This is a genomic window from Allomuricauda sp. TY007, from assembly GCF_010468565.1.
GTDB lineage: Bacteria > Bacteroidota > Bacteroidia > Flavobacteriales > Flavobacteriaceae > Flagellimonas.
This window is the reverse complement of sequence record NZ_WUEG01000004.1, coordinates 21231-45244: the sequence shown is the minus strand read 5'-3', so window position 1 is coordinate 45244 and position 24014 is coordinate 21231. Positions and strand designations below refer to the sequence as shown.

Sequence of the window (24014 nt, the reverse complement as noted above, 5' to 3'; positions counted from 1 at the left end):
AGCATTCTATTCTTTGCTCACCGAAAGCCCTGTAAAATAAAGGCTAGTGCCGTTTTTGGGGCGGTTGTGTTGTTGGGCAAGTTTAATGCCTTTTAAATCCACATAATCCTCCCAAGTGGCAACCAAGTTGGGTTCTTCTTGGTTGGATTTGCGATAGGCCCACTCTCGAATAATGTAATCATCCTTGAAATAGAAGTCGTACGCATCACCAGGGGTATAGCCGCCTTCGTTGGCATACACAATGGTCAATTTTTGCATGGGCTCTTCACTAATGGGGGCGGTTACTTCAGGGGTGTGTTCAAAAGTATAGTTGTTGGCATCCCACATCAAATTAAAGGGGGCCATCAACCAATATCTGTCATTTATAAAACCACTATTTGTTTTTAGAGCAATGCTGTCCATGTTTGCACGGTCATACGTTAAGGTATCTGCCCCGGAAATGGAGGTGACCGTGTTGGTCTTGGTTTTCCAATGCCAGCTGCGCTCAAAATGCATGGAATCCCTATCTACGTTAAAGGTAAAGGTGATTTCTTTTACGTCCTTCCAGTTGTCAAAACCGTGCGCCTCCGCAATTAGTTCGGGAACGGTTTTTTCCGTTGCTGTTGGTTCTGATGTTTCTTCCGTTTTCTTTGGTTCTGTTTTGCAGGAGAAAATAAATAACAAGGTGCACAGTCCAACGATGTAATAGGTCTTCATATCTGGTTTTTAACCAAATATACCATGAATTTCCTTTATTTTGCGCCCCATTTTAAAAAGCCTGACTAAATAAATCTGTTTCTGAAGTGACTTTTTTAAAAAAGCTGTTTCTAATACTTGTAAGTAACCCCGACAAAGCGTTTTTGGAAAAGGAAGACTTTTACGTACATCTTTCTGATGAGGAATTAGTGAAACAGATTGTTGCGAACAATGACCCTATGCTATTTGGGAAATTGTACGACCGCTATGCAAAAGTGGTCTATAACAAATGTTACGGATTTGCAAAATCTGCGGACGAGGCGGAGGATTTAACACAGGATGTGTTCCTCCAACTCTTTATCAAACTTCGAACCTTTAAAGGGAAATCGAAGTTCTCTACCTGGCTGTATTCTTTTACCTATAATTTTTGTGTGAACTATGTAAATCGGAACAAGCAACTGAAAATACAGGACCAATCCGTACAGGTTGAAGTTTCCGAACATAAACTTACCGAAGAAGTGCCCGATGAGAGTTTATACGAAATGAAAGCGGATAAACTCAAAAAGTGCTTGGAGCTTGTCTCGGTCGAAGATAAATCCATTTTGTTATTGAAATATCAAGATGGCGCCAGTGTAAAAGAACTGGTGACCTTAATGGAAATAGGGGAGAGCGCAGTAAAGATGAGGCTTAAAAGGGCTAAGGAACGACTATTGGAAATCTATAATACCTTGGAATAGATGGCAAAGAAACACAAAAACCCATTTAAAGAGCTGGAGGCCTCCCTGCATGAGGCTCCGCCCGAAATGAAGAAAAAAGTGATGAACGACATTGCTGCGGCAAAGTTGATCATGGATATGGCTTCATTGTTCTCAATCAATTTGGGGGATGCTTTGCGAAAACTATTCAAAACCTTGGGCGAAAACAACTAACAGAACACTATAAATAAACATCGACTATGGAGACTATTAATGATTGGAAAAATGTGACCCTTGACTCGTTATCGGGCATGGGCAAAGAGATAGCATTGGCCTTTCCTAAAATTTTGGGCGCAATTGTTATTTTATTTTTAGGTTGGATCGTTATAAAGATCGTAATGTTCCTATTCCGGAAAATCCTCAAAATCGCCAAAATACAAGTACTGAACGATAAAATAAACGGAATGGACGTAACGGGCAAGGGCGACCTTAAAATAGACCTCACCAAAATAATATTGGGCTTTGTTCGGTGGTTTTTGATCCTGGTCTTTCTTATTGTGGCGGCCGATATTTTGGATTGGAAGATCATATCCCAGGAAATAGGTAATCTTTTACATTATCTGCCCCGATTCTTTAGTGCACTTGCACTTCTAATGTTAGGGTTCTACATTGGTAACTTTGTAAAGAAAACCATTAAACGACTTTTTGATTCCCTCGAATTTGGTGGTTCCAACCTGGTGAGTAACCTGTTTTTTTATGTGATTGTAATATTTATGTCAATTACTGCATTGAATCAAGCTGGGGTAGATACAACCATAATCACCAACAACATAACTTTGATCTTGGGGTCTTTTCTTTTGGCATTTGCCTTGGGTGTTGGATTGGGGTCAAGAGAAATTGTTGCAGACCTGCTTAGGTCTTTTTACACACGAAAAACTTATATGGTGGGTGATAAAATAGTTATTGGTGATGATGAAGGAACCATTAAGGCCATAGATAATAACAGTCTTACTTTGGAGACCCAAAAAAGTAAATTTGTGATTCCGATCAAAGATGTAGTGTCACAAAAAGTGGAGATAAAATCATAATCCAAGGTATTGTGATGAACAAGTGCGGAAACTTCCTTGGAATTTGATTATTTTTGAAGCCTTACAACATCTAAAAAATGAGTTCAAAAAAAGGAAAAGTTCAAGAGTTGATCCAAGAAAAACTGTTAGAGGACCGCAAAGTGTTCTTATGGGGCCAAGTAGATGATGATTCTGCGAAGCACGTAATAGATAGGTTACTCTATTTGGATATGCTGAACAATAAAGAAATTCAATTGATAATCAATAGCCCAGGAGGGTATGTAACCTCTGGTTTTGCCATTTATGATACCATTAAACAGATAAAAAGCCCAGTATCCACGGTTTGTTCCGGTTTGGCTGCCTCTATGGGGTCGATACTTTTATCGGTAGGGAAAAAAGGCAGGAGATTTATTCAGCCACATGCCCGTGTTATGATTCACCAACCTAGCGGTGGAGCAAGGGGACAGGCTTCGAATATCGAGATTCAGGCCAAGGAAATCATTAAAACAAAAGAACTTGGTGCCAAAATTTTATCGGAAAACTGCGGACAACCTTTTGAAAAGGTCATGAAAGATTTTGATCGCGATTATTGGATGGGAGCAGAAGAATCTGTGGAATACGGTATTGTGGATGAAATCCTAAAATAGGATAATCATAATCAATTCCATAAAAGTGAAAAGTCCTTCGCAATTGTTTGCGAAGGACTTTTTATATATAGGCGCCGAAGCGGAATATTTTATATATATACGGTAACATTTGGAGCCAAGGTTTACACGCTTATGTTAAAAATTCTTAACACTCCAAACTATATCTTTACAGGAAAGTGCAAAACCTGCGTAGTAAGGAGATTTGGAAGGGGAATGCGTGAACATAAAAAATTAAAATTCCGTATTTTAGCCGCTTAATCAGAATTCGCCCATTGGGCATCTATGGCACAGACTCCAAAAAATATAGCCATCATCGGTTCCGGATTGGTGGGTTCCCTTTTAGCAATTTATTTACGAAGAAGTGGGCATACAGTTACTGTATTCGATAGAAGACCGGATATAAGGACCATCAAGTTCTCCGGGCGTTCCATTAACCTTGCAATGAGCAATAGGGGATGGCGCTCTCTGGATGAAGTGGGCATTGGGAAAAAAATTAAGGAAATAGCCATTCCGCTCGATAAACGTGCAATGCATGTGAACGATAAACCGGTCTATTTTCAGAGATATGGGAAAGATGGGGAGGCTATTTGGTCTATTTCACGGGGAATTCTCAACAAACGGATGATTGATTTGGCTGAAGGTGAGGGTGCCTCGTTCCGATTTAATGAAAAAGTTTGGGATGTTGATTTGCCCGAAGCTAGAATCTATACAGGGGAAACCGAAAAAAGCGAATGGAAAGCGTATAATTTTGACCTGATTTTTGGTTGTGATGGAGCCTTTTCAAGGGTACGCCACAAAATGCAGCGCCAAAGTAGATTTAACTATTCCCAGAACTTTATTGATGTAGGCTACAAAGAGCTTACCATACCTGCCAATGAGGATGGCACCCATAAGTTGGACAATAGCTCGTTCCATATTTGGCCAAGAGGTGAGTTTATGCTTATCGCCATGCCCAATATTGATGGCAGTTTTACCTGTACCCTGTTTTTGCCTTTTGAGGGAGAAGTCTCTTTTAAAAGTATCGAGACCGAAGATCAGGCCCGTGAATTTTTCAAAAAATACTTTCCCAATGTTCGTAAAGAAATTGAGGATTTGACCAAAGACTTTTTCAATAACCCGACCAGTGCCATGGTTACCATGAAATGCTATCCTTGGACGTATTGGAACAAAGTGGCCTTGGTAGGCGATTCCGCCCATGCCATCGTGCCATTTTACGGACAGGGCATGAATGCCGGTTTTGAGGATATCTACGTGCTCAATCAGTTAATGGAGAAACATGGGGATGATTGGGAGGCCATCTTTTCCGAATATCAAGAAGAACGGAAACCCAATGCCGATGCAATTGCCGAACTGAGTTACAGAAACTTTGTGGAAATGAGCAGTAAAACAGCAGACCCAAAATTTTTGTTGCAAAAGAAGATTGAAAAACATTTTGCCACCAAGCATCCGGAGAAGTGGGTGCCAGTGTATAGCCGCGTTACTTTTTCTGATAAGCCCTATGCCGAAGCTCTCGCCATAGGTGATATGCAGGAAGAAATTATGCAGCAAGTAATGCAACTTCCCAATATTGAAGAAAAGTGGGATTCCAAGGAAGTGGAAGACAAAATCTTGGAGCTCTTGACAGATAATAAAGCACCCTAATTTGTCATTTTGAGCATAGCGAAAAATCTCTCTCTTTTTTATTGATTGTCATATCGAGCGCCCGCCTGCCGGACGGGCAGGCAGTCGAGACATTTTTTGCAGCAGTAGTTTGATACGAATTGCACGGGTCATCTCGAAGAAAAAAGAGATTTCTCAATCGTTTCGCTCATTTCGAAATGACGGGAAAGAGTAATAAAAAAAGCCACCTTTAGGTGGCTCTTTTAATTTCTTAATCAATGATGAAGATTAGATTTTGGCAAAAAGTTTTTCCATTCTATCCTGTTCTTCTTCAGCCAATAAAGGGTCTACCAAAATTCTACCGCTGTGCTCATCGGTAATAATTTTTTTGCGGCTTGCAATCTCTACCTGAACCTGTGGTGGTATAGTAAAGAAAGAACCCCCGGAAGCTCCACGTTCTACGGGAACCACGGCCAAACCATTTTTTACGTTTTGGCGTATTCTTTTATAGGCCTTGATCAAACGCTCTTCAATTTTGTCTTGGTACTCTTCAGATTTTTTCAGAAGGGCCTTTTCTTCTTTTTCAGTTTCTGCAAGAATAGCGTCCAATTCACCTTTTTTATGTTTTAAGTGACCTTCGCGCTCGGACAATTTCTCCTTGGTCTGTGCAATTACTTCTTTTTTCTGCTCAATTTGGGCTTTGAACTCTTTGATGTTCTTTTCGGCCAATTGAATCTCCAGTTCTTGGAACTCCACTTCCTTACTCAACGAATTGAACTCGCGGCTATTCCTTACATTTTTCTGTTGTTCGCTGTATTTTTTAATAAGCGCTTTTGACTCATCGATGAGATTCTTCTTGGCAGTAATCTCAAAGTTGATGGTCTCAACATCCGTTTTCAATTTGTCCATTCGGGTTTTAAGACCAAGAACTTCGTCTTCCAAGTCCTCTACTTCCAAAGGTAGTTCGCCTCTAACATTGCGGATTTCATCCACTCTGGAATCAATAAGCTGTAGGTCGTACAGTGCTCTCAACTTGTCTTCCACAGTGTTTTCTTTCTTGTTCGCCATATATTTTATAAATACTTGATGGGATTCGTTATACTCTCCGATAAAGAGACTGCAAAATTAGGAATTTTTTTCGTAAGATAATCAACCAATAAATTTTTTGTAAACTGCTCAGTTTCAAAGTGCCCAATATCGGCAATTACCAGTTGGTTCTCTGCTTGATAAAAATCGTGATATTTAAGGTCTGCTGTAACAAAAATATCGGCTTTTGCATTCTTGGCGGCACCTATGGCAAAAGCCCCACTTCCCCCTAAAACAGCAACTTTTCTTACCTTGTTTCCCAGTAGTTTGGAATACCTTACCACAGAAGCATTCATTCTGTCTTTAACTAAAAGTAAAAACTCTTTTTCATCCATTTCAGCGTCGAGAGTGCCTATCATCCCCATTCCCAAATCTTGATTGCTATTTTCCAGGGTAAGCACTTCATAGGCAACTTCTTCGTATGGATGGGCATCAAAAAGGGCTTTTAGAATGTTTTTTTCTTTTTCAAAGGAATAGATTACGTTGATTTGGGCTTCTTTTTCAAAATGTACTTCGCCCACTTTTCCAACAGTGGGGTTGGCACCATTTTCTGCCTTAAAACTTCCAATACCTTCCAAACTATAGCTACAATTGGTGTACTTGCCAATTTCTCCGGCACCTGCGGCGAAAAGGGCCAATTTTATCTTTTCTGCATCGGCACTGGGTGCATAGGTGGTCAATTTTTTAATGCTTTTTGCCCTTGGGATCAAGATCTCTGGATTTTTTAACCCTAGCACCTCACAAATTTTGGCATTCACGCCCATTTTGCTGTTGTCCAGTGCAGTATGCATACTGTAAATGGCGATGTTGTTGGCAATTGCCTTGAGCACCACGCGCTCCACATAGTTGCTTCCTGTCAATTTTTTTAAGCCTTTAAATATAATGGGATGAAAGCTCACAATGAGATTGTACCTTTTTTCAATGGCCTCGTCTACTACATTTTCTAGGGTGTCCAGGGTCACGAGAACACCTTTGACTTTCATGTTTGGGTCGCCTACCAGAAGGCCAACGTTGTCAAACTCCTCGGCATGGGCCAATGGAGCCAATTCTTCAAGCACTTTTGCTATATCGTTAACGGTCATTTTAAAAATGTTAAGTGGGCTAAAGATAAAATATTATATTTTCGTTCAATGCTTCAGTTACTTCGGAAAATAGCGTTTCCCATTTCGTTGCTCTACGCTTTGGTGGTTTATGTGCGGAACTTTTTGTTCGACGTGGGTATTTTTTCATCCAGATCTTACAAAACCCCCACTATTTGTGTGGGCAACCTAAGTGTTGGTGGCACAGGTAAGACCCCGATGACGGAATATTTGCTTCGAATATTGGGTGACCGAAACACTGCGGTGCTGAGCAGGGGATATAAACGCAAATCCGAAGGATTCTTTTTGGCCAATGCTCAAAGTTCTGTTTTGGATTTGGGGGACGAACCTTATCAAATCCATCAAAAGTTTCCAGAAATAACCGTTGCTGTTGATGCCGATAGGCGAAATGGCATCGAAAAACTGGAAAGTATGTTTGATCTGGAAGCTATTGTTTTGGATGATGCCTTTCAGCATAGAAAGGTAAAACCGAGTTTTTCAATTTTGCTGACTACTTATCATAATTTATATGTGGATGACTGGTATTTGCCCACCGGCGGCCTACGGGATGCCAAGAAAGAGGCCAAACGTGCCGATTTAATTATTGTGACCAAATGTCCCGAAGGATTACGGGAGGATGAAAGGCATGCAATTACAGCAAGGTTAAAACCAAAGAAACATCAGAATGTGCTGTTTGCATCATTGCAGTACAATAATTTTGTAACTGATGGGGGCAAGGAGAAAATACCATTGACCCAATTAAAGAACAAACAAGTGGCTTTGGTAACGGGAATCGCTTCGCCCGGACCTTTGGTTGAATACTTAAAATCCGTAGGGTTGGAGTTTGAACATTTTGAATTTGGGGACCACCATCACTTTACCGATAAGGAAATCGAACAGTTCAAGGGGTATGAAATGGTACTGACTACCGAAAAGGATTTTGTTAGATTGAAAGGGAGGGTGGGCAACTTACACTTTTTGGAAATAGCCCATAGTTTCTCTCGTAAAGATGAAACGGTTCTTAAAAGTGCTGTGGAGGGATTGCTTTAAACAGAACCTTCCATTTTGCTCCTAAAAATATTTTCTCCAATTTTTTGATAGAAAACCTCTGGCTTAAATGGTTTGGTGACCACATCGTTACAGCCTGCCTCGTAAAAACTCTCCAGACTGTCATCCAAAGAAATGGCGGTCAATGCAATGATCGGGATGTTTTTGTTAAACTTTCGTATTTGTCGCGTGGCTTCCTCGCCGCTTATGCCCGGCATGTGGATATCCATTAAAATGGCATCGTAGGTATTTTTTTTGGCAAGGTCAATGGCCTCGTTGCCATTATTGGCAATATCGCAACTGATCTCTTTTTTGGTGAGCATTTTTTTGGTGATCACCTGGTTGATCTTATTGTCTTCCACAACCAATACGTGCAACCCTTTGAACTGGAATTCTTCGGGATTGAGCTCAAAAGAGATTTCTTCCCCTTCTTTGGATTCGTAATCTAGATCCATTTCAAAATAGAAGGAACTACCGTGGCCCAGTTCGCTTTCAAGGTGAATGGTGCTTCCGAACAAGCCCAAAAGACTTTTTACAATAGTAAGGCCAAGACCTGTGCCCCCGTATTCCCGATTGATTTGAATGGAGCCCTGTTCAAAGCTATCAAAGATATTTTTTTGCTGGTCTTCGGAAATACCGATTCCATTGTCCCTTACCTCAAAATAGAGTTTTACCTGACCTTCATCTTTTTTTAGCATTTTGGCCAATACCTCTACTTTGCCATTTTTGGTGAACTTAAGGGCATTGCCAACAAGGTTCATAAAAATTTGAGATAGCTTTATGGGGTCTCCCAACAATTTTTTGGGGATGGTAGGATCGTAATCCAGGATCAGTTTTGTTTTTTTCTCATTTGCATTTTGTTGGAGCGACTCCACAACATCTTCCAGTACTTTGTGCAACTTGAATTCTATATTGAGGGGTTCCAGTTTTTCCGCATCAATTTTATTGATCTGAAGAATATCGTTGATGAAATTTAGTAGGTATTCCCCCGAGAATTTTAATGACTTTAAATGTTCTTTTTGGTGCTCCGAGGGGTTCTCTTCCAATAATAGATGGGTGAGTCCCGTAACGGCATACAAGGGTGTCCTGAGCTCGTGGGTTACCGTTGATAGGAAATTTGTTTTGGCCCGCATGGCAGATACCGCTGCATCCCTTGCCAACTCCAGTTCCTTGTTTTTGGTGTAAAGGAGGTCGTTTGTTTTAAGCTTGATTTGATTGTTCCTGAACAATGAAACTGCCAAAAGGGAGATAATGGTTAAAAAGGCAGATGTTAATATGGCGGTTATTTCCGAACGGTTTTTGGATTCACTGAGCTCCTCATTTTTAGCTTGGAGCTTGTTGAGTTCGTTCATTTGGTGGTCGAACCGAATCTTGTCCGCAGCATCAGCATCCAACTTGGCCTTTTCCACATTGAATATGGAATCTTTTATTTGGGCCAAACCTTTGGCATATACGAGGGATTCATCGTAATTGCCGCTAGCTTCGTAAATGCTGGACAATTGTTCGTAGGCAATTTTTATCTCTTTGGAAAAGCCATGCTTTTCCGCTAGTTCCAGAGCAGCTTTGGAGTGGATGATCCCGTCTTCAAGATCATCGAGGGTCACGCTTATTCTTGCTAATTGTAAGTTGGCCCTTGTGGCCAAATAGGCACGCTCTTTATCATCGGAGTTAACGATTAGGGCATGCAGGTTTTTTACAGCGTCATCGTACTTTTCAATATTGGTGTAGATACTGGCCTCAAGTAAAAGTATATTGTTGGTAAGATTTCTGTTATTGCTAAGTTTTCTGGATTCCTCCAGTTGTTTCAATGCCTGAAAATTATTGCCTTCATCAAACCGCAGTGCGGCATCTAAATACAAGTGGAATGCTTCGCCATAGGAGTATGAGGTATCCCTTAAAAGAATACTGGCCCTGTCCCAGTAAAAAACAGCTGTTTCCCTGTCTCCTTCCTCTAAGAACAGTCGTGCATATTGGTGATAAGTGTCTAGTAAAAGTTTGGAATCCTCATTCCTCTCAGCAATATTGGCAGCCTCGTTCAAAGTTTCTAAAGCTTTGTCCACTTTGTTTTCGTGGCGATATTGCATAAACTCATTAAAAATGGTCTTAACATCGGAGGTGGAATTGCCATCACTTTGGGCAAAAGTAAACTGGATGCATAACACTATGCACACTAGAAGCAGCGATTTTTCGCCCATCTTTTTGTTTACAAGGTTGAAGATCAAACGTATTTTTTCTTTATGAGCAAATCTATTAAATCAATAATTCTGGAGCAATATCCAGTTTCGTTGTCATACCATCCAATGATTTTTATCATTTTACCAATCACAGAGGTCATCAAAGAATCAAACGTACAAGAGTAACAACTATTGTTTATGTCGATGGAAACAATAGGGTCTTCGGTATAATTGAGTATGCCTTTTAGGGTACTTTCCGCTTGCTCCCTAAAGGTAGCATTTATTTCCTCAATAGAAGTTTCTTGGAGCACATTGAATGTAATGTCCGTAAGTGAGCCGTTGGGAACGGGAACGCGTATACCACATCCGCCTATCACATCGGATAATTCAGGAAAAATACTTGTTAATGCTTTTGCGGCCCCTGTTGTTGTGGGAATTATGGATTGTCCGGCCGCTCTAGACCTGCGAAGGTCGCGGTGGGGGGCATCGTGCAAGCTCTGGTCCGATGTATAGGAGTGGACAGTTGTGATGTATGCCTGTTCTATACCGCACAATTCATTGATCACCTTGATCATTGGGGCGGCATTGTTGGTGGTGCAGGAGGCATTGGAAATTATTTGATCATCGTTGTTGATGATATTCTCATTAACCCCTAAAACCACCATTTTAATGGATTCATCCAACGGGGGAACGGAAAGAATGACTTTTTTGGCCCCATTTTTTATATGGAATTCCAATTCTTCCTTTGTTTTAAACTTTCCAGTGGATTCTACGACAATATCGACCTTATGAGATTTCCAGTCTATTTCCTTGGGATGATTGTGATTGAGAACGGGTATTTCCCTGTCATCAATAAGAATCAGATTGTCTTTGTGCGATACTTCGGTATTCAATACCCCATGAATGCTGTCATATTTTAATAGATGGGCCAAGGTTTCTGCATTGGCCAAATCGTTTATGGCCACTACTTTGATGTTGGGATGGTTAAGTAAAAGCCTAAAAAGGGTTCTACCGATACGGCCAAAACCATTAATGCCAATGGAGATGTTTTTCATGATAATGGGGAAGGGAGCTAGTGTATGTGTTTGTGTGCTTTGTATGATGAACGGACCAAGGCTCCGCTTTCTACATGCCTAAAGCCCATTTCCAACCCTATTTCCTCATATTTTTTAAACTGTTCGGGCAAAATGAATTGCTTTACGGGCAGGTGTTTTTTTGAGGGTTGAAGGTACTGACCAATAGTAACCACATCAACGTTTGCCTTTCTAAGGTCTTCCATAGTGGCGATAACTTCGCTTTCCTCTTCGCCAAGACCGAGCATAATGCCGGATTTGGTTCTTTTTGCTCCGTTCTTCTTTAAATAGTCCAGTACTTCGAGGCTTCTATCATATTTAGCCTGAATCCTGACTTCTCTTGTCAGCCTTTTTACGGTTTCCATGTTATGGGAAATCACTTCCGGGGCTACCTCGATTATCCTGTCCAAATGGTTGGATATTCCTTGGAAATCAGGGATAAGGGTTTCCATGGTGGTTTCTGGGTTCATCCGTCTAACGGCTTTAACGGTCTCTGCCCAAATAATGGACCCCATGTCCTTAAGGTCATCGCGGTCCACAGAAGTGAGCACAGCATGCTTAATGTTCATTATTTTTATGGAACGAGCCACTTTTTCCGGCTCTGCCCAGTCCACTGTTTCCGGTCGGCCGGTTTTTACGCCGCAAAATCCACAGGAGCGGGTACAAATGTTGCCCAAGATCATAAATGTTGCGGTGCCCTCTCCCCAGCACTCACCCATGTTCGGGCAGCTTCCGGAGGTACAAATGGTATGTAGGTCGTATTTATCTACAAGTCCTCTGAGCTGGGTGTATTTTTTGCCCGTAGGGAGCTTAACCCTTAGCCATTTAGGTTTTCCTTTGGGTGGAAGAACGTTTTCTGCAACGCTTGTGCTCATACATAATAAATTTGATGTACAAAGATACGAAACTGGGAAGGAAACTTTGTGCCCTGGAGCAGGTCACTTTTTTTTGATGATCTCTGCCAAAAGTTTTTTGGCCCGGAGCAATTTTACCTTCACATTGTTCACGGGTTCGTTGAGTTCTTTGGCAATATCGGCATAGCTCATTTCCTGAAAATAGCGTAGGTTGATGACCTTTTGGTAATGTGGTTTTAATTTTTTGATGTCCTGTAAGAGATGGGCAAGGTTTTGCTCCGTGATCAAACGGTCCTCGACCGTGGGGGTTTCGTCCAATACTTTTTTAACCTCGTCCCCCCGGGAATCCATTTCGTTCATGAGGCTCCGCTTGCGTTTTCGGAGGAGGTCCACATGAAGGTTTTTGGAAATGGTGATGAGCCACGTCTTAAACTCATATGTTTTATCGTAGGTGTCGATTTTATCAAAGGCCTTTGAAAAAGTTCGGATGGTAATGTCCTCTGCGTCATTTTCATTTTTGGTGCGAAGTATCTGAAAACCGTAAACATCGTTCCAAAAAGTGTCCAAGAGTGTACTAAAGGCAATTTGATTTCCTTCTTTTGCCTTTTGTATAATCTCCTCGATGGAATCGTCGGTTTTTTCCAAAAAAATGAATCTTGCCTAAAAATTAAGAATTATTGGGTGTTGGTAACAGTATCTCTTTTACAATCTTGCTCCTCTGGGAGTTTGCCACAAAATCCGCATGCTTCTCCGTCCTTGTTCAAAAAAGGGCTTTGGCTGGCGCATGTTCCAGCAAATTCACCGTTCTTTTTCCCCCAGATTTTGATGGCGATTCCTGCAAAGGCAAGGGCCAATAATCCGATGGTAACTAATGCTAACTTCATGTTTTGACTTTTGTACAAAGGTACAAAATACCTTGCTAAAGGGCGGAAGGTTTAAGGTTTCTTTACAGTTGAACCTTAATATTTGATGTTGGCCACGATATTGTCTACCGATGGGGTGTTGTTGCCTCCTTTTGGTTCAATGGTGATGTAACCTACCGCATTATCGGCATAGGGAAGTGCAAGAAGTTTGTCTTTTTCGTCAAAATTCTTGATTACGCCCAAGTTTACCAATTCGCCGTTGACTTCGGCCCACATTTGGAAGCATTTGTCCTCTGGAAGTTCCGGGACATTGCTCACATTGATGTACGAAAGCTTTTTAACGGGGTTAATGTAAGCAATGGCCTTGAGCTCTTTGGCCTCACGCTCTCCTTTTACTTGATATTTTTTGGTAGATGGATTGTTCAGCACAATAAATTGGTTTCTCATATCTGCCAACTGATCTTTCATATTGTTTTCCAAATACTTGATTTGGTTGGTGACCATGGTGTTTTTTTCTTGAAGCGTTTGGTTCTCGTTCCAGAAGAAAAGGGAGGAACCAGCAAAAATCATTATGGCAATGCTTGCAGCAACGGCGTATCGCATGAACCTTTTGCTGACCATTGTTTCTTTTTTGGCGCTGGCAAGTATGATTTCTTTAAGACCTTCCGGGGTCTTTTTGGCATACATATTGGCAAAGGTCTCCAAGTTTTTTTGGAGCATATCGTAGGTTTCCCTTACTTCGGGATACATGGCGATATATCTTTCGGCCTTTTGGGATTCTTCTTTGGTGGTATCTCCCAAAAGGTATTTTTCCAAGATATCGGATTCTAAAAATATTTTAATTTTCTCCTTCATGATAATAGATTTAATAAAAGAAGCAAAGACATGGTTGTGCCGTAAATTTTTCCAAGTTCCCTAAGCCCGATTTTTAATCGGGACTTTATGGTTCCCAAGGGAATATCCAATTCATCACTTGCCTCCTGCTGCGTCATTCCCTCAAAAAACAGGGCTTCAAGAACTATCCTATACTTATCTTCAATCTTGTCCAAGTTTTCTTGGATGTCCAGATGTTCCGGGTTAATAGCCTTCACTCCAACATTATATACGTCTGAAACGTCGATTTGGATTTCTTTATCCGATTTATTATTGACGCTACGCAATTTATCTATGGCTGTATTTCGCACAATTCGAAATAGCCAGGTAAAAAGCTTGGCTTTTGAGGCATCGTAACTATCAGCTTTTTTCCAGATTTTGATAAAACTTTCCTGGAGCACATCTTGGGCCAAATCTTCATCTTTTACCACTTTAAAAGCAACACCGAAAAGTGTATCACCATAATTTTCGTAGAGTAGGGAAATAGCCTTATCGTCTTTTTCCGCAAGGAGTGAAACAATATGTCTCTCGATCAATGTGCTCATTAATGATGCTTTTGGTAAAATTTTTTAAGGGACCAAAATCTAAAATAGGATTTATCTCGTATATAAAACAAAGCTAAGACAGAAAAAGCATTTTGTCTTTGTTCATTTTGAATAGAAATAAAGGGTGTCATAACCCTGACAACATTCATAAATTTGGTTAGTTTGGTTTGGTATAACCCTCGTTATTGACTTCAATGCGGGGGTTATTTAATTATATTCACTTCAGGTTGAATCTTTATCTTGAAAATTTTTTGCACTTCGTCCTGAATTTTTTTGCTTAGGTCAAGAATCTCTTTGCCAGTGGCACTTCCGTGGTTAACCAACACAAGGGCCTGCTTTTCGTGCACGCCTGCATCACCAAACCGTTTTCCCTTAAAACCGCATTGCTCAATGAGCCAACCGGCTGGAATTTTATATTGATTCTCGTCCATCTCATAAAAAGGCGCATTGGGATTTTTTTTGATGAATTTATCAAATGCTTTTTTGGAAATAATGGGATTCTTAAAAAAACTACCACTGTTTCCAATTTCCTTGGGGTCGGGCAGTTTGCTCTTTCGAATGGCGATCACGGCATCGGAAATATTTTGTATGGTAGGATGCACAATTCCTTTGTTCTTAAGTTCGTTCTCAATGGAGCCATACCCCGTGTGTAGCACATGGTCTTTCTTGGTAAGCCTTAAAACTACCGAAGTAATAATGAATTTATCTTTTGCTTTGTTTTTAAAGATGGAATCCCGGTAACCAAACTCACATGCTTCCTTGTCAAAACCTTCCAGTTCCCCGGTTTTTACATCCATGGCGGCACAGCTCACAAAAACATCTTTGAGTTCCACACCATAGGCGCCAATGTTTTGGATGGGCGCAGTACCCACGTTCCCTGGGATTAACGAAAGGTTTTCGAGTCCACCATAACCCTGTTCCAGGCTCCACATCACCAATTCATGCCAATTTTCACCGGCCATTACCTTCACCTCCACACTGTTTTCGTCTTCCTCGACAACGGTAATGCCCTTGAGGTTAATATGCATTACCAGTGCATCAATGTCCTTGGTGAGCAACATGTTGCTCCCTCCGCTGATTATAAACTTTTTGGGGTAGGCCTTAAGTTCAAGTGCTTTTTGAAGTTGGATCAGTCCGGTAATTTCAACAAAAAACCGTGCTTTTACATCAATACCAAAGGTATTGTAGTTTTTTAAGGATATGTTTTCCTGTATGTTCACTGGTTGTTGTACTCTGTTAAGGCTTTGCCCAAAATTTGGACAGCCCTTACAAGTTGCTCTTTTTCGAGCACATAGGCAATTCTAATCTGATTTTTTCCCAAACCTGGTGTGGCATAAAAGCCTGCTGCGGGAGCCACCATCACGGTTTTTCCATCAACTTCAAAACTTTCCAACAACCATTGAGCAAAGTGATCGGCATCATCAATAGGAAGTTCTGCCACACAGTAAAAAGCACCTTGCGGAGTGGCCACTTTTACACCTTCCAACTTGTTGAGTTCGGTAATCAACAGATTTCTTCTCGAAACATATTCCTCGATTACATCATCAAAATATTCTTGTGGGGTTTCCAATGCCGCTTCACTTGCAATTTGGGCAAAAGTTGGTGGAGAAAGTCTTGCTTGGGCAAATTTCATTGCAGTTGCTATTACTTCGGTGTTTTTGGATATCAAACAACCGATCCGTGCCCCGCACATACTGTAACGCTTGGAAACGGAGTCTACCACAATGGCGTATTCTTCCAGCCCAGCAACCTGAAGAATGGAGTAATGTTCCCTTCCGTCATAGGTAAATTCTCGATAAACTTCGTCCGCCACCAAGAAAAGGTTGTGTTTTTTTACTAATTCCGCCAATTGATGGATTTCTTCTTTGCTATAAAGATATCCAGTAGGATTCCCAGGGTTGCAGATTAGGATGGCCTTTGTTTTTGGGGTGATGAGCTCTTCAAACTTGGAAATGGGGGGGAGGGCAAAATTATTTTCGATGGATGAAGCAATAGGTTTTACTTTAACCCCTGCAGCGGTGGCAAAACCGTTATAATTGGCATAAAATGGTTCGGGAATAATGATTTCGTCATCGTTATCCATAATGGATCCCATGGTAAACGATAATGCTTCCGACCCACCTGTGGTTACAATAATATCTTCGGCATCAACAAAAATGTCCCGTTTTGCATAATAAGCGGCAATTTTTTGACGGTATTCTTCGGAACCCTGTGTCATGCTGTATTCAAGTACCTCAATAGTATGGTTTCGTACGGCATCCAAAGCCACCTTTGGTGTTTTGATGTCGGGCTGTCCAATATTAAGGTGTATTACCTGGGTTCCCCGTTTTTTGGCGGCCTCTGCGTAGGGTACCAATTTACGGATGGGCGATGCGGGCATTTGTGTCCCTTTCTTCGAGATACTAGGCATGTGCTAAAGTTTTCGCAAAAATGAGAAAACCAACTATCGAAAACAACAACTTTAAGGAATAATTACTTGCTTATTGAAATGTTAAATTAAGATGAGGTTTGAAGGCAAATATGTATATTTAATAAGTATGACTAGTTGAAATTAAGCATGTTGAGGAAGAAAGCTATCTTTTTTACACTTCTTTTATTTGTGCCCTTGTTTATTTGGGCGCAAGGATATCGATTGCCCGAAGGTGAAAAATTTCAAAAGATAAAGTTTGAGCTCATCAACAACCTTATTATAATTCCAGTAGAGGTAAACGGTACAGAGCTCACCTTTATTTTGGATTCTGGGGTGAGTAAGCCCATACTTTTTAATCTTTCCGAGTCAGATTCCATACCGATAAACAATGTTTCCGAAGTCACCATTCGTGGTCTTGGTGGAGGAGAACCGATGAAGGCCCTAAGTTCCAAAAACAATGCGTTTAAACTTGGTGAGGCTAGAAATTACTCCCAAGACCTTTATGTGGTTTTGGACAGGGGAATCAATTTTTCTACCACCCTCGGTATTCCCGTGCATGGGATCATGGGGTACGATTTGTTCAGGGACTTTATTGTTGAAGTGAAATATAATTCCAAAAAGATAAAACTGCACAATCCAGAATTGTACCAATATAAGGATAGAAGAAAAACTCAGACCCTACCGCTTACCGTAGAAAAAAGAAAAGCTTATGTGGAAGGCACAGTGCTAATGAAGGATACCGCAAATGTACCGGTTAAATTATTGGTAGATACCGGAAGTAGTGATGCCTTGTGGCTGTTTCCGGCACCCGAAAAAGGCTTGGAAATACCAGAGAAGAATTATGAGGACCATTTGGGTAGGGGCTTAAGCGGTGATATTTTCGGAAAACGAAGCAAGATCAATGGGGTTCGGATAGGCGATTTTGAACTTGAAGAAGCCAAAGTAGCATTTCCGTACCTTGAGTCTTTTCAGGGGTTGGAAAGTATGGGCGATCGTAATGGCAGTTTGGGGGGTGAAGTCCTCAAGCGTTTCAATATCGTTTTCGATTATGCCCGAGGCTTGGTTACTTTAAGGAAAAATGGAAACTTCAAAGACCCCTTCCAATATAATTTAGCAGGAATAGACTTGCAGCACAACGGTTTGCGTTATATCGCAGAAAGTATTGCCGATGTGAATGGAATTGTGAAAGAAGATGATGCGGATACTTTTGGGAATGTCCAAATTTTATTGGAAAACAAGACCCGTTTAAGTCTTGTTCCCGAAATAGTAGTATCAGGTATTCGTGCGGGAAGCCCTGCTGCAGAGGCAGGATTACGTGAAGGGGATGTAATTTTAGCGGTAAATGGAAAAAGAGTCCATAAGTACAAGCTTCAGGAAATCCTTAAAATGATCAACGAAAGAGAAGGGAAGCGGATAAAAGTATTGATTGAACGATACAACCGAGACCTGTTGTTCACCTTTGTGTTAAAAAAGATGTTTGACGACGACTAAAAAAAACAAAAGCCCAAAAACCGTTAGGTTTTTGGGCTTTTAATTATACACTTCTTTTTCGCTTACTTCGCTCCAGGATTTTTTACAGTTCCTTTTATCTTAAGAACTTTCGTAGGAGTATCTGCATTCGATGTAACAGTAATGGCCTTTCTAATGGGGCCAACTCTATTGGTGTCATATTTCACTTCTATTTTACCAGTTTTCCCGGGCATAATAGGTTCTTCTGGCTTTTTTGGGATAGTACATCCACAGCTAGATCTAACGTTGCTGATTACCAAAGGGGCATCACCAGTGTTGGTAAATTCAAAAACACGAACACCATCGCTACCTCTTTCGATTTCTCCGTAATCAATGGTCTCGCTTTTAAATTCGATTTTAGCAGTCTCCTGAGCGTAAACCCCTAAGGATAAAAGCCCTACAAACAGCATGAGTACAGTTTTTTTCATCATTTTTGGTTTTTGGGTGAACTTCAAATGTAGATGTTTTGATACCTGCATCCAAAATTCTTTTGTTATAGAATAACGTTACTTATTTTTGTTTCGTATTTCTGGATTGGCTCTCATCCGAAGAATAGCGTAAAAATTAACATTTAGCTTTCCCTTCAAAAATCCAATCACAGTCCAATTGAACAAAAACTGTACCGAAAAATGGAGATTCCATCAAAATATGACCCAAAAAGGGTCGAAGAATACTGGTATGCCTACTGGTCGGAGCATAAATATTTTAGCTCCAAACCAGATGAAAGGGAGCCGTACACCATAGTAATACCCCCACCAAACGTTACTGGTGTGCTTCACATGGGCCACATGCTCAACAATACCATTCAAGATGTTCTTATCCGAAGAGCCAGACTCTTGGGAAAAAATGCCTGTTGGGTGCCTGGAATGGACCACGCCTCTATCGCCACCGAGGCCAAAGTGGTTGCCAAGCTTAAGGCAGAGGGTATTGATAAATCAAAATTGTCCCGCGATGAATTTCTAAAACATGCATGGGATTGGACCAACGAGTACGGAGGGGTAATCCTTCAACAACTAAAAAAATTGGGCTGTTCCTGTGACTGGGACCGCACCAAATTTACTATGGATGACGATATGTCAGCCTCAGTGATAAAGGTTTTTGTTGATTTATATAACAAAGGGCTGATTTACAGAGGGTATCGTATGGTGAATTGGGATCCAGAGGCCAAAACTACCCTTTCCGACGAAGAGGTAATCTATGAAGAAAGACAAGGAAATCTTTATTATTTGTCCTACGACATAGAGGGATCCGATGAAAAAGTGACCATTGCCACCACCCGTCCAGAGACCATTTTGGGCGATACCGCTATCTGTATCAACCCCAATGATGAACGATACCGCCATTTACGCGGAAAAAAGGCCATTGTGCCTATTTGCGATAGGGTGATCCCCATTATCGAGGATGAATATGTGGATGTTGAATTTGGTACAGGGTGCCTAAAAGTAACCCCGGCTCATGACGAGAACGATAAAAATCTAGGGGAAAAACATAACCTTGAGGTAGTTGATATCTTCAACGAAGATGCCACTTTGAATTCTTTTGGCCTTCATTACGAAGGAAAAGACCGTTTTGTGGTGCGCAAAGAAATCTCAAAAGAACTTGAAGAGAAGGGCTATTTGGTAAAAACCGAGCAGCACATCAATAAAGTAGGGACTTCGGAAAGAACCAAAGCCGTTATCGAGCCCAGATTATCCGATCAATGGTTCCTGAAAATGGAAAATTTGGCCAAACCTGCCTTGGAAGGTGTTTTGGAAACCAAAGATGTGAAATTATACCCATCAAAGTTCGATAATACCTATCGCCACTGGATGGAGAACATTCGGGATTGGAACATTTCCCGCCAATTGTGGTGGGGGCAGCAAATCCCTGCTTACTATTATGGTGATGGTAAGGAAGATTTTGTGGTTGCAGAAACCCCCGAGGAAGCTCTAAAATTGGCCCAATCCAAAAATCCGGACATCCAACAATCGGATTTGCGCCAAGATTCCGATGTTTTGGATACCTGGTTCTCCTCTTGGTTATGGCCCATTAGTGTATTTGGCGGTATTTTGGAGCCTGACAATGATGAGGTAAATTACTATTATCCGACTAGCGACTTGGTTACTGGGCCCGATATTTTGTTTTTCTGGGTGGCCAGAATGATTATGGCAGGGTACGAATACCGAGGAGAACGGCCTTTTGAAAATGTGTACTTGACCGGATTGGTTCGTGACAAACAGCGCCGAAAAATGTCCAAATCCTTGGGTAACTCGCCCGATGCGCTAAAATTGATTGAAGATTTTGGTGCGGATGGTGTTCGTGTGGGACTTTTGTTGAGTTCTGCTGCGGGTAACGATTTGTTGTTCGATGAAGTCCTTTGCCAGCAAGGAGCCAATTTCGCCAATAAAATTTGGAACGCCTTTCGTTTGGTAAAAGGATGGGAAGTGGCGGATTTTCCACAGCCCGAAGCGGCTCAAAAGGGAGTTGAGTGGTACAAGGCCAAGTTCAATCAAACTTTGGTGGAGATTGAAGACCATTTCTCCAAATACCGTATCTCCGATGCCTTAATGGCAACCTATAAATTGGTGTGGGACGATTTCTGCTCTTGGTTGCTGGAAATTATAAAACCAGAGTACCAAAAACCAATTGACCAGAAAACATATAATGAAGTGTTGGGGCTATTTGAGGAAAACTTGAAATTATTGCACCCATTTATGCCGTTTTTGACCGAGGAGGTTTGGCAGCACATTGCCGATCGTAGCCCTGAGGAGGCACTTATTGTTTCCCAATGGCCCAAGGCACAAGAGGTGGATGCTGCTCTGATCGCCGATTTTGATTTTGCATCAGAGATCATTTCCGGTGTTCGAACCATCAGAAAAGAGAAAAACATTCCGCAGAAAGATGCGTTGGAGCTTTTTATGTTGAATACCGAAGGCATAAGTTCCCAAATGGATGCCATCATATTGAAATTGGGTAACCTTTCCAAAATGGAAACTATTGATTCCAGTTTGGATGGCGCTCTTACGTTCAGGGTTAAGAGTAATGAATACTTTATTCCGATGAGTGGCGCAATTGATGTTGAAGCGGAAATTGCCAAGATTACGGAGGAACTCAATTATACCAAAGGATTTTTAAAATCTGTGGAAAAAAAGTTGAGCAACGAGCGTTTTGTGAGCAATGCCCCTGAAAAAGTGGTGGCTATGGAACGCAAAAAAGCTGCCGATGCCGAAGCCAAAATTGAGACTTTGGAAAAGAGTTTGGCGAGTTTAAAATAACCTTTGGTTATAAATGCACATGATTTTGAAAAGGGAAGCCAGCTTCCCTTTTCTCATTATTTTTCATACTTTGGAACGGATAAGAACCAACACCTTAAAATACCTATGAAAAACCTCGATAGAAGGAGTTTCCTCCAAAAAACCTCATTGACTGCGGCAGCAATCTCCATAGCTCCAACGTATTTAAAAGCCAATTCAGAAAGACCACTTTCATCAACGTACATGGGTGGATTTGCCGCACCTAAATTAGAAAAGGTGCGTGCTGCATTTATCGGAGTGGGAGCAAGGGGAGGAACCCATGCCAAGTTTTTTGCCGCTTTGGAAGGAACCGAGGTGGTCGCTATCTGCGACCTTTATGAGGACTTGGTTAAAGAAAAGACGCAATGGGTGAAAGAAGCCGCTGGAGAAAATCGGCATAAAAATATAGCCCAATACTGGGGCGATGAAGATAAGTGGCGAACCATGCTCAAAGAAGTAAAACCTGATCTGGTGTTTATTGCCACGAACTGGGTAAATCACGCACCTATGGCCATCGGTGCCATGGAACATGGGGCCCATGCCTTTGTTGAAGTGCCTATCGCCACTACGATACAAGAAATGTGGGATATTGTAGATGCTAGCGAACGCACCCAAAAGCACTGTATGATGCTGGAGAACGTCAACTATAGTCGCGATGAACTCATGTTCCTCAACATGTGCCGACAAGGAGTTATCGGTGAAATCTTACATGGTGAAGCCGCGTACATTCACGAATTGCGTTGGCAAATGGAAGAGCAGGAGCGGGGCACGGGTTCATGGAGGACGCCCCACTATGCCAAACGGAACGGTAACTTGTACCCGACCCACGGTTTGGGTCCTGTTGCCCAATATATGAGCTTGGCGAGACAAGAAGATACCTTTGGCAGTTTGGTTTCTTTCTCTACGCCCGCAAGAGGACGTGAGCTGTATGCAGAAAAAAATTATCCAGCCGATCATAAATGGAACAAACTCGATTTTAAGGGAGGAGATTTGAACACATCCATTATCAAAACCCACTTTGGAAAAACCATTATGGTGCAATGGGACGAGACCAGCCCAAGACCTTATTCCCGATTAAATCTGGTGCAGGGAACCAAAGGTGCGTTGGCAGGATTTCCAACCCGGGTGGCTCTTGAAGGCGGAGTGGAAGGACTCACGGAAGACCACCATTCTTGGGTACAAGGAGAGCAGCTCGCAAAATTGTATGAAAAGTACGACCATCCATTGTACAAAAGATTGAATGAAGCAGCGAAAGGTAGCGGACATGGTGGTATGGACGGCATTATGGTGTACCGCATAGTGGAATGCCTGCAAAAAGGACTTCCGTTGGACCAAAATGTATACGAAGGATGTTTGTGGAGCGCAGTTGCGCCATTAAGTGAACGCTCCGTAGCAAGTGGTGGTGCACCACAGCCTTTTCCAGACTTTACAAGAGGTAATTGGAAAGAAACAGAACCACTGGAAATAATAAGTTAAGCAGTAAAGATTAATGATCGAAATAAAAGTTCCGGCCCGAATCTGTTTTTACGGGGACCATCAAGATTATTTGGGATTGCCCGTAATAGCAGGAACCATTGACCGCTTCATCAATTTAAAGGCGATTCCGAATTCTGATAGAAAATACCTTTTGAAGCTGTTGGATTTAAAGGACGAATTGTCCATTTCTTTGGATGATGATTTGAAACAAGTGCAAGCCGATGATTACTTCAGGTCGGTAATGGCAATTTTAAAAGAGCAAGGTTTCCAACTTGACCAAGGTTACGACATCGAAATTTCAGGAAACATTCCCGTGAATGCAGGGCTTTCCAGTTCTTCGGCCTTGGTAGTGGCCTGGATTCGTTTTTTGGTGGCAACACAGGGGAAATCGGAAGAAATCAGCGATTATCAAATAGGGAGATGGGCGTATGAGGCCGAAGTGCTGTTTTTTGATCAACCCGGCGGGCTCATGGACCAGTACACCATCGCTCAAAAAGGACTTATTTATATCGACACCCAAAGTGGGGAAAGCACACGTTTGAATGCTGATTTGGGCAAACTGTTGGTTGCTGAATCGGGCGTGCCCAAAAAAACCCTGGAAGTGCTCAAAAATGCACGGGTGTATGCACAAAATGCGGTGGACGCCGTTAAAAAGGTACATCCTGAATTTGTTTTGGAAGAATCATATTTGGGTGATTATGAAAAATACATCGACTTGGTGCCAGAGGAACTTCAGGGGTATTGGTATTCCACGATTTACAACTATCACATCACTTTGGAAGCAAAAAAGGAATTGTTAAAGCCGACCCCTAATATTCAGGTTCTGGGAGATTTAATGAACCGGCACCAAACCATTCTTCAAAATCAAATCAAGAATACACCATCGGAAATGATTGAGATGATGGATGCTGCTCGTGAGATGGGTGCATTGGGAACAAAAATAATCGGTTCTGGAGGTGGAGGATGTATGGTGGCCATGGTAACTGATGCTGTCGAGGAACAGGTAAAACAGGCGTTTTTGGACAAAGGAGCCAAAGCGGTGTATGCTGTAGAATTAACAAGTTAATGCA

General features: G+C 41.6%; 23 protein-coding genes. 10 read left to right on the top strand and 13 right to left on the bottom strand.

Features of this window, described 5'->3' with window-relative positions:
- Positions 1-6: 6 nt before the first annotated feature.
- On the bottom strand, positions 7-696 hold the full coding sequence (locus tag GO009_RS05030; RefSeq protein ID WP_163625130.1) for a hypothetical protein: 690 nt from the start codon (positions 694-696) through the stop codon (positions 7-9).
- An 86-nt stretch (positions 697-782) separates the two neighbouring features.
- Between GO009_RS05030 and GO009_RS05025 the strand changes: the two genes are divergently transcribed.
- The 5 genes from GO009_RS05025 to GO009_RS05005 all read left to right on the top strand — a co-directional run bounded on the left by GO009_RS05025 (position 783) and on the right by GO009_RS05005 (position 4725).
- On the top strand, positions 783-1412 hold the full coding sequence (locus GO009_RS05025; protein ID WP_163625129.1) for an RNA polymerase sigma factor: 630 nt from the start codon (positions 783-785) through the stop codon (positions 1410-1412).
- Positions 1413-1604 carry a hypothetical protein gene (locus GO009_RS05020; protein WP_163625128.1) on the top strand — a complete coding sequence of 64 codons (192 nt, stop codon included), beginning with the start codon at positions 1413-1415 and terminating at the stop codon, positions 1602-1604. It begins immediately after the preceding gene.
- Positions 1605-1630: 26 nt separating this feature from the next.
- Complete coding sequence (locus GO009_RS05015) at positions 1631-2458, top strand: mechanosensitive ion channel (protein WP_163625127.1); 828 nt, start codon at positions 1631-1633, stop codon at positions 2456-2458.
- A gap of 77 nt (positions 2459-2535) precedes the next feature.
- The gene (locus tag GO009_RS05010) at positions 2536-3084 is read left to right on the top strand and encodes a ClpP family protease (RefSeq protein WP_163625126.1); all 549 of its coding nucleotides are present in this window, start codon (positions 2536-2538) and stop codon (positions 3082-3084) included.
- Positions 3085-3366: 282 nt separating this feature from the next.
- On the top strand, positions 3367-4725 hold the full coding sequence (locus GO009_RS05005; protein WP_163625125.1) for an NAD(P)/FAD-dependent oxidoreductase: 1359 nt from the start codon (positions 3367-3369) through the stop codon (positions 4723-4725).
- Positions 4726-4971: 246 nt separating this feature from the next.
- On the opposite strand, the gene GO009_RS05000 is transcribed toward GO009_RS05005, so the two are convergent.
- Together GO009_RS05000 and GO009_RS04995 are read right to left on the bottom strand one after the other, a co-directional pair.
- The gene (locus GO009_RS05000; protein WP_163625124.1) at positions 4972-5751 is read right to left on the bottom strand and encodes a zinc ribbon domain-containing protein; all 780 of its coding nucleotides are present in this window, start codon (positions 5749-5751) and stop codon (positions 4972-4974) included.
- 5 nt (positions 5752-5756) lie between these two features.
- Positions 5757-6851, bottom strand: coding sequence for a Nif3-like dinuclear metal center hexameric protein (locus tag GO009_RS04995; protein ID WP_163625123.1), 1095 nt, complete (start codon positions 6849-6851; stop codon positions 5757-5759).
- Positions 6852-6899: 48 nt separating this feature from the next.
- On the opposite strand from GO009_RS04995, the gene lpxK reads away from it, so the two are divergent.
- Positions 6900-7898, top strand: coding sequence for a tetraacyldisaccharide 4'-kinase (gene lpxK, locus GO009_RS04990; RefSeq protein ID WP_163625122.1), 999 nt, complete (start codon positions 6900-6902; stop codon positions 7896-7898).
- Here lpxK and GO009_RS04985 read toward each other — a convergent pair.
- From GO009_RS04985 to GO009_RS04945, 9 genes are all read right to left on the bottom strand, one after another.
- Positions 7895-10090 (bottom strand): response regulator, encoded by a 2196-nt coding sequence (locus GO009_RS04985; RefSeq protein WP_239057390.1) that lies wholly within the window; start codon positions 10088-10090, stop codon positions 7895-7897. The two genes, lpxK and GO009_RS04985, sit on opposite strands and share 4 nt — an antisense overlap.
- A 23-nt stretch (positions 10091-10113) precedes the next feature.
- Positions 10114-11124, bottom strand: a complete 1011-nt coding sequence (gap, locus tag GO009_RS04980; RefSeq protein WP_163625120.1) for a type I glyceraldehyde-3-phosphate dehydrogenase — start codon at positions 11122-11124, stop codon at positions 10114-10116.
- Positions 11125-11141: 17 nt separating this feature from the next.
- Positions 11142-12017, bottom strand: coding sequence for a lipoyl synthase (gene lipA, locus GO009_RS04975; RefSeq protein ID WP_163625119.1), 876 nt, complete (start codon positions 12015-12017; stop codon positions 11142-11144).
- 63 nt (positions 12018-12080) lie between these two features.
- Entirely contained in the window at positions 12081-12641 is a 561-nt protein-coding gene (locus GO009_RS04970) for an RNA polymerase sigma factor (RefSeq protein WP_163625118.1), read from the bottom strand.
- A gap of 29 nt (positions 12642-12670) precedes the next feature.
- Positions 12671-12880, bottom strand: a complete 210-nt coding sequence (locus tag GO009_RS04965) for a membrane or secreted protein (protein ID WP_163625117.1) — start codon at positions 12878-12880, stop codon at positions 12671-12673.
- A 75-nt stretch (positions 12881-12955) separates the two neighbouring features.
- On the bottom strand, positions 12956-13714 hold the full coding sequence (locus tag GO009_RS04960) for an anti-sigma factor (RefSeq protein ID WP_163625116.1): 759 nt from the start codon (positions 13712-13714) through the stop codon (positions 12956-12958).
- A complete protein-coding gene (locus tag GO009_RS04955) occupies positions 13711-14277 on the bottom strand; it encodes an RNA polymerase sigma factor (protein ID WP_163625115.1) in 567 nt (188 codons plus the stop codon). The genes GO009_RS04960 and GO009_RS04955 overlap by 4 nt, the downstream gene beginning before the upstream one ends.
- Positions 14278-14480: 203 nt before the next feature.
- Positions 14481-15497 (bottom strand): UDP-N-acetylmuramate dehydrogenase, encoded by a 1017-nt coding sequence (gene murB / locus GO009_RS04950; protein ID WP_163625114.1) that lies wholly within the window; start codon positions 15495-15497, stop codon positions 14481-14483.
- Positions 15494-16687 (bottom strand): pyridoxal phosphate-dependent aminotransferase, encoded by a 1194-nt coding sequence (locus GO009_RS04945; RefSeq protein ID WP_163625113.1) that lies wholly within the window; start codon positions 16685-16687, stop codon positions 15494-15496. The genes murB and GO009_RS04945 overlap by 4 nt, the downstream gene beginning before the upstream one ends.
- A gap of 147 nt (positions 16688-16834) precedes the next feature.
- Here GO009_RS04945 and GO009_RS04940 point away from each other — a divergent pair, with 147 nt between their 5' ends.
- Complete coding sequence (locus GO009_RS04940) at positions 16835-18178, top strand: aspartyl protease family protein (RefSeq protein ID WP_163625112.1); 1344 nt, start codon at positions 16835-16837, stop codon at positions 18176-18178.
- Positions 18179-18240: 62 nt separating this feature from the next.
- Here GO009_RS04940 and GO009_RS04935 read toward each other — a convergent pair whose 3' ends face one another.
- A complete protein-coding gene (locus GO009_RS04935; protein WP_163625449.1) occupies positions 18241-18624 on the bottom strand; it encodes a DUF1573 domain-containing protein in 384 nt (127 codons plus the stop codon).
- Positions 18625-18825: 201 nt separating this feature from the next.
- Between GO009_RS04935 and GO009_RS04930 the strand changes: the two genes are divergently transcribed.
- From GO009_RS04930 to GO009_RS04920, 3 genes are all read left to right on the top strand, one after another.
- Positions 18826-21450, top strand: a complete 2625-nt coding sequence (locus tag GO009_RS04930) for a valine--tRNA ligase (protein WP_163625111.1) — start codon at positions 18826-18828, stop codon at positions 21448-21450.
- 105 nt (positions 21451-21555) lie between these two features.
- Complete coding sequence (locus tag GO009_RS04925; protein ID WP_163625110.1) at positions 21556-22944, top strand: Gfo/Idh/MocA family protein; 1389 nt, start codon at positions 21556-21558, stop codon at positions 22942-22944.
- A gap of 13 nt (positions 22945-22957) precedes the next feature.
- A complete protein-coding gene (locus GO009_RS04920; protein WP_163625109.1) occupies positions 22958-24010 on the top strand; it encodes a GHMP kinase in 1053 nt (350 codons plus the stop codon).
- Positions 24011-24014 lie beyond the last annotated feature (4 nt).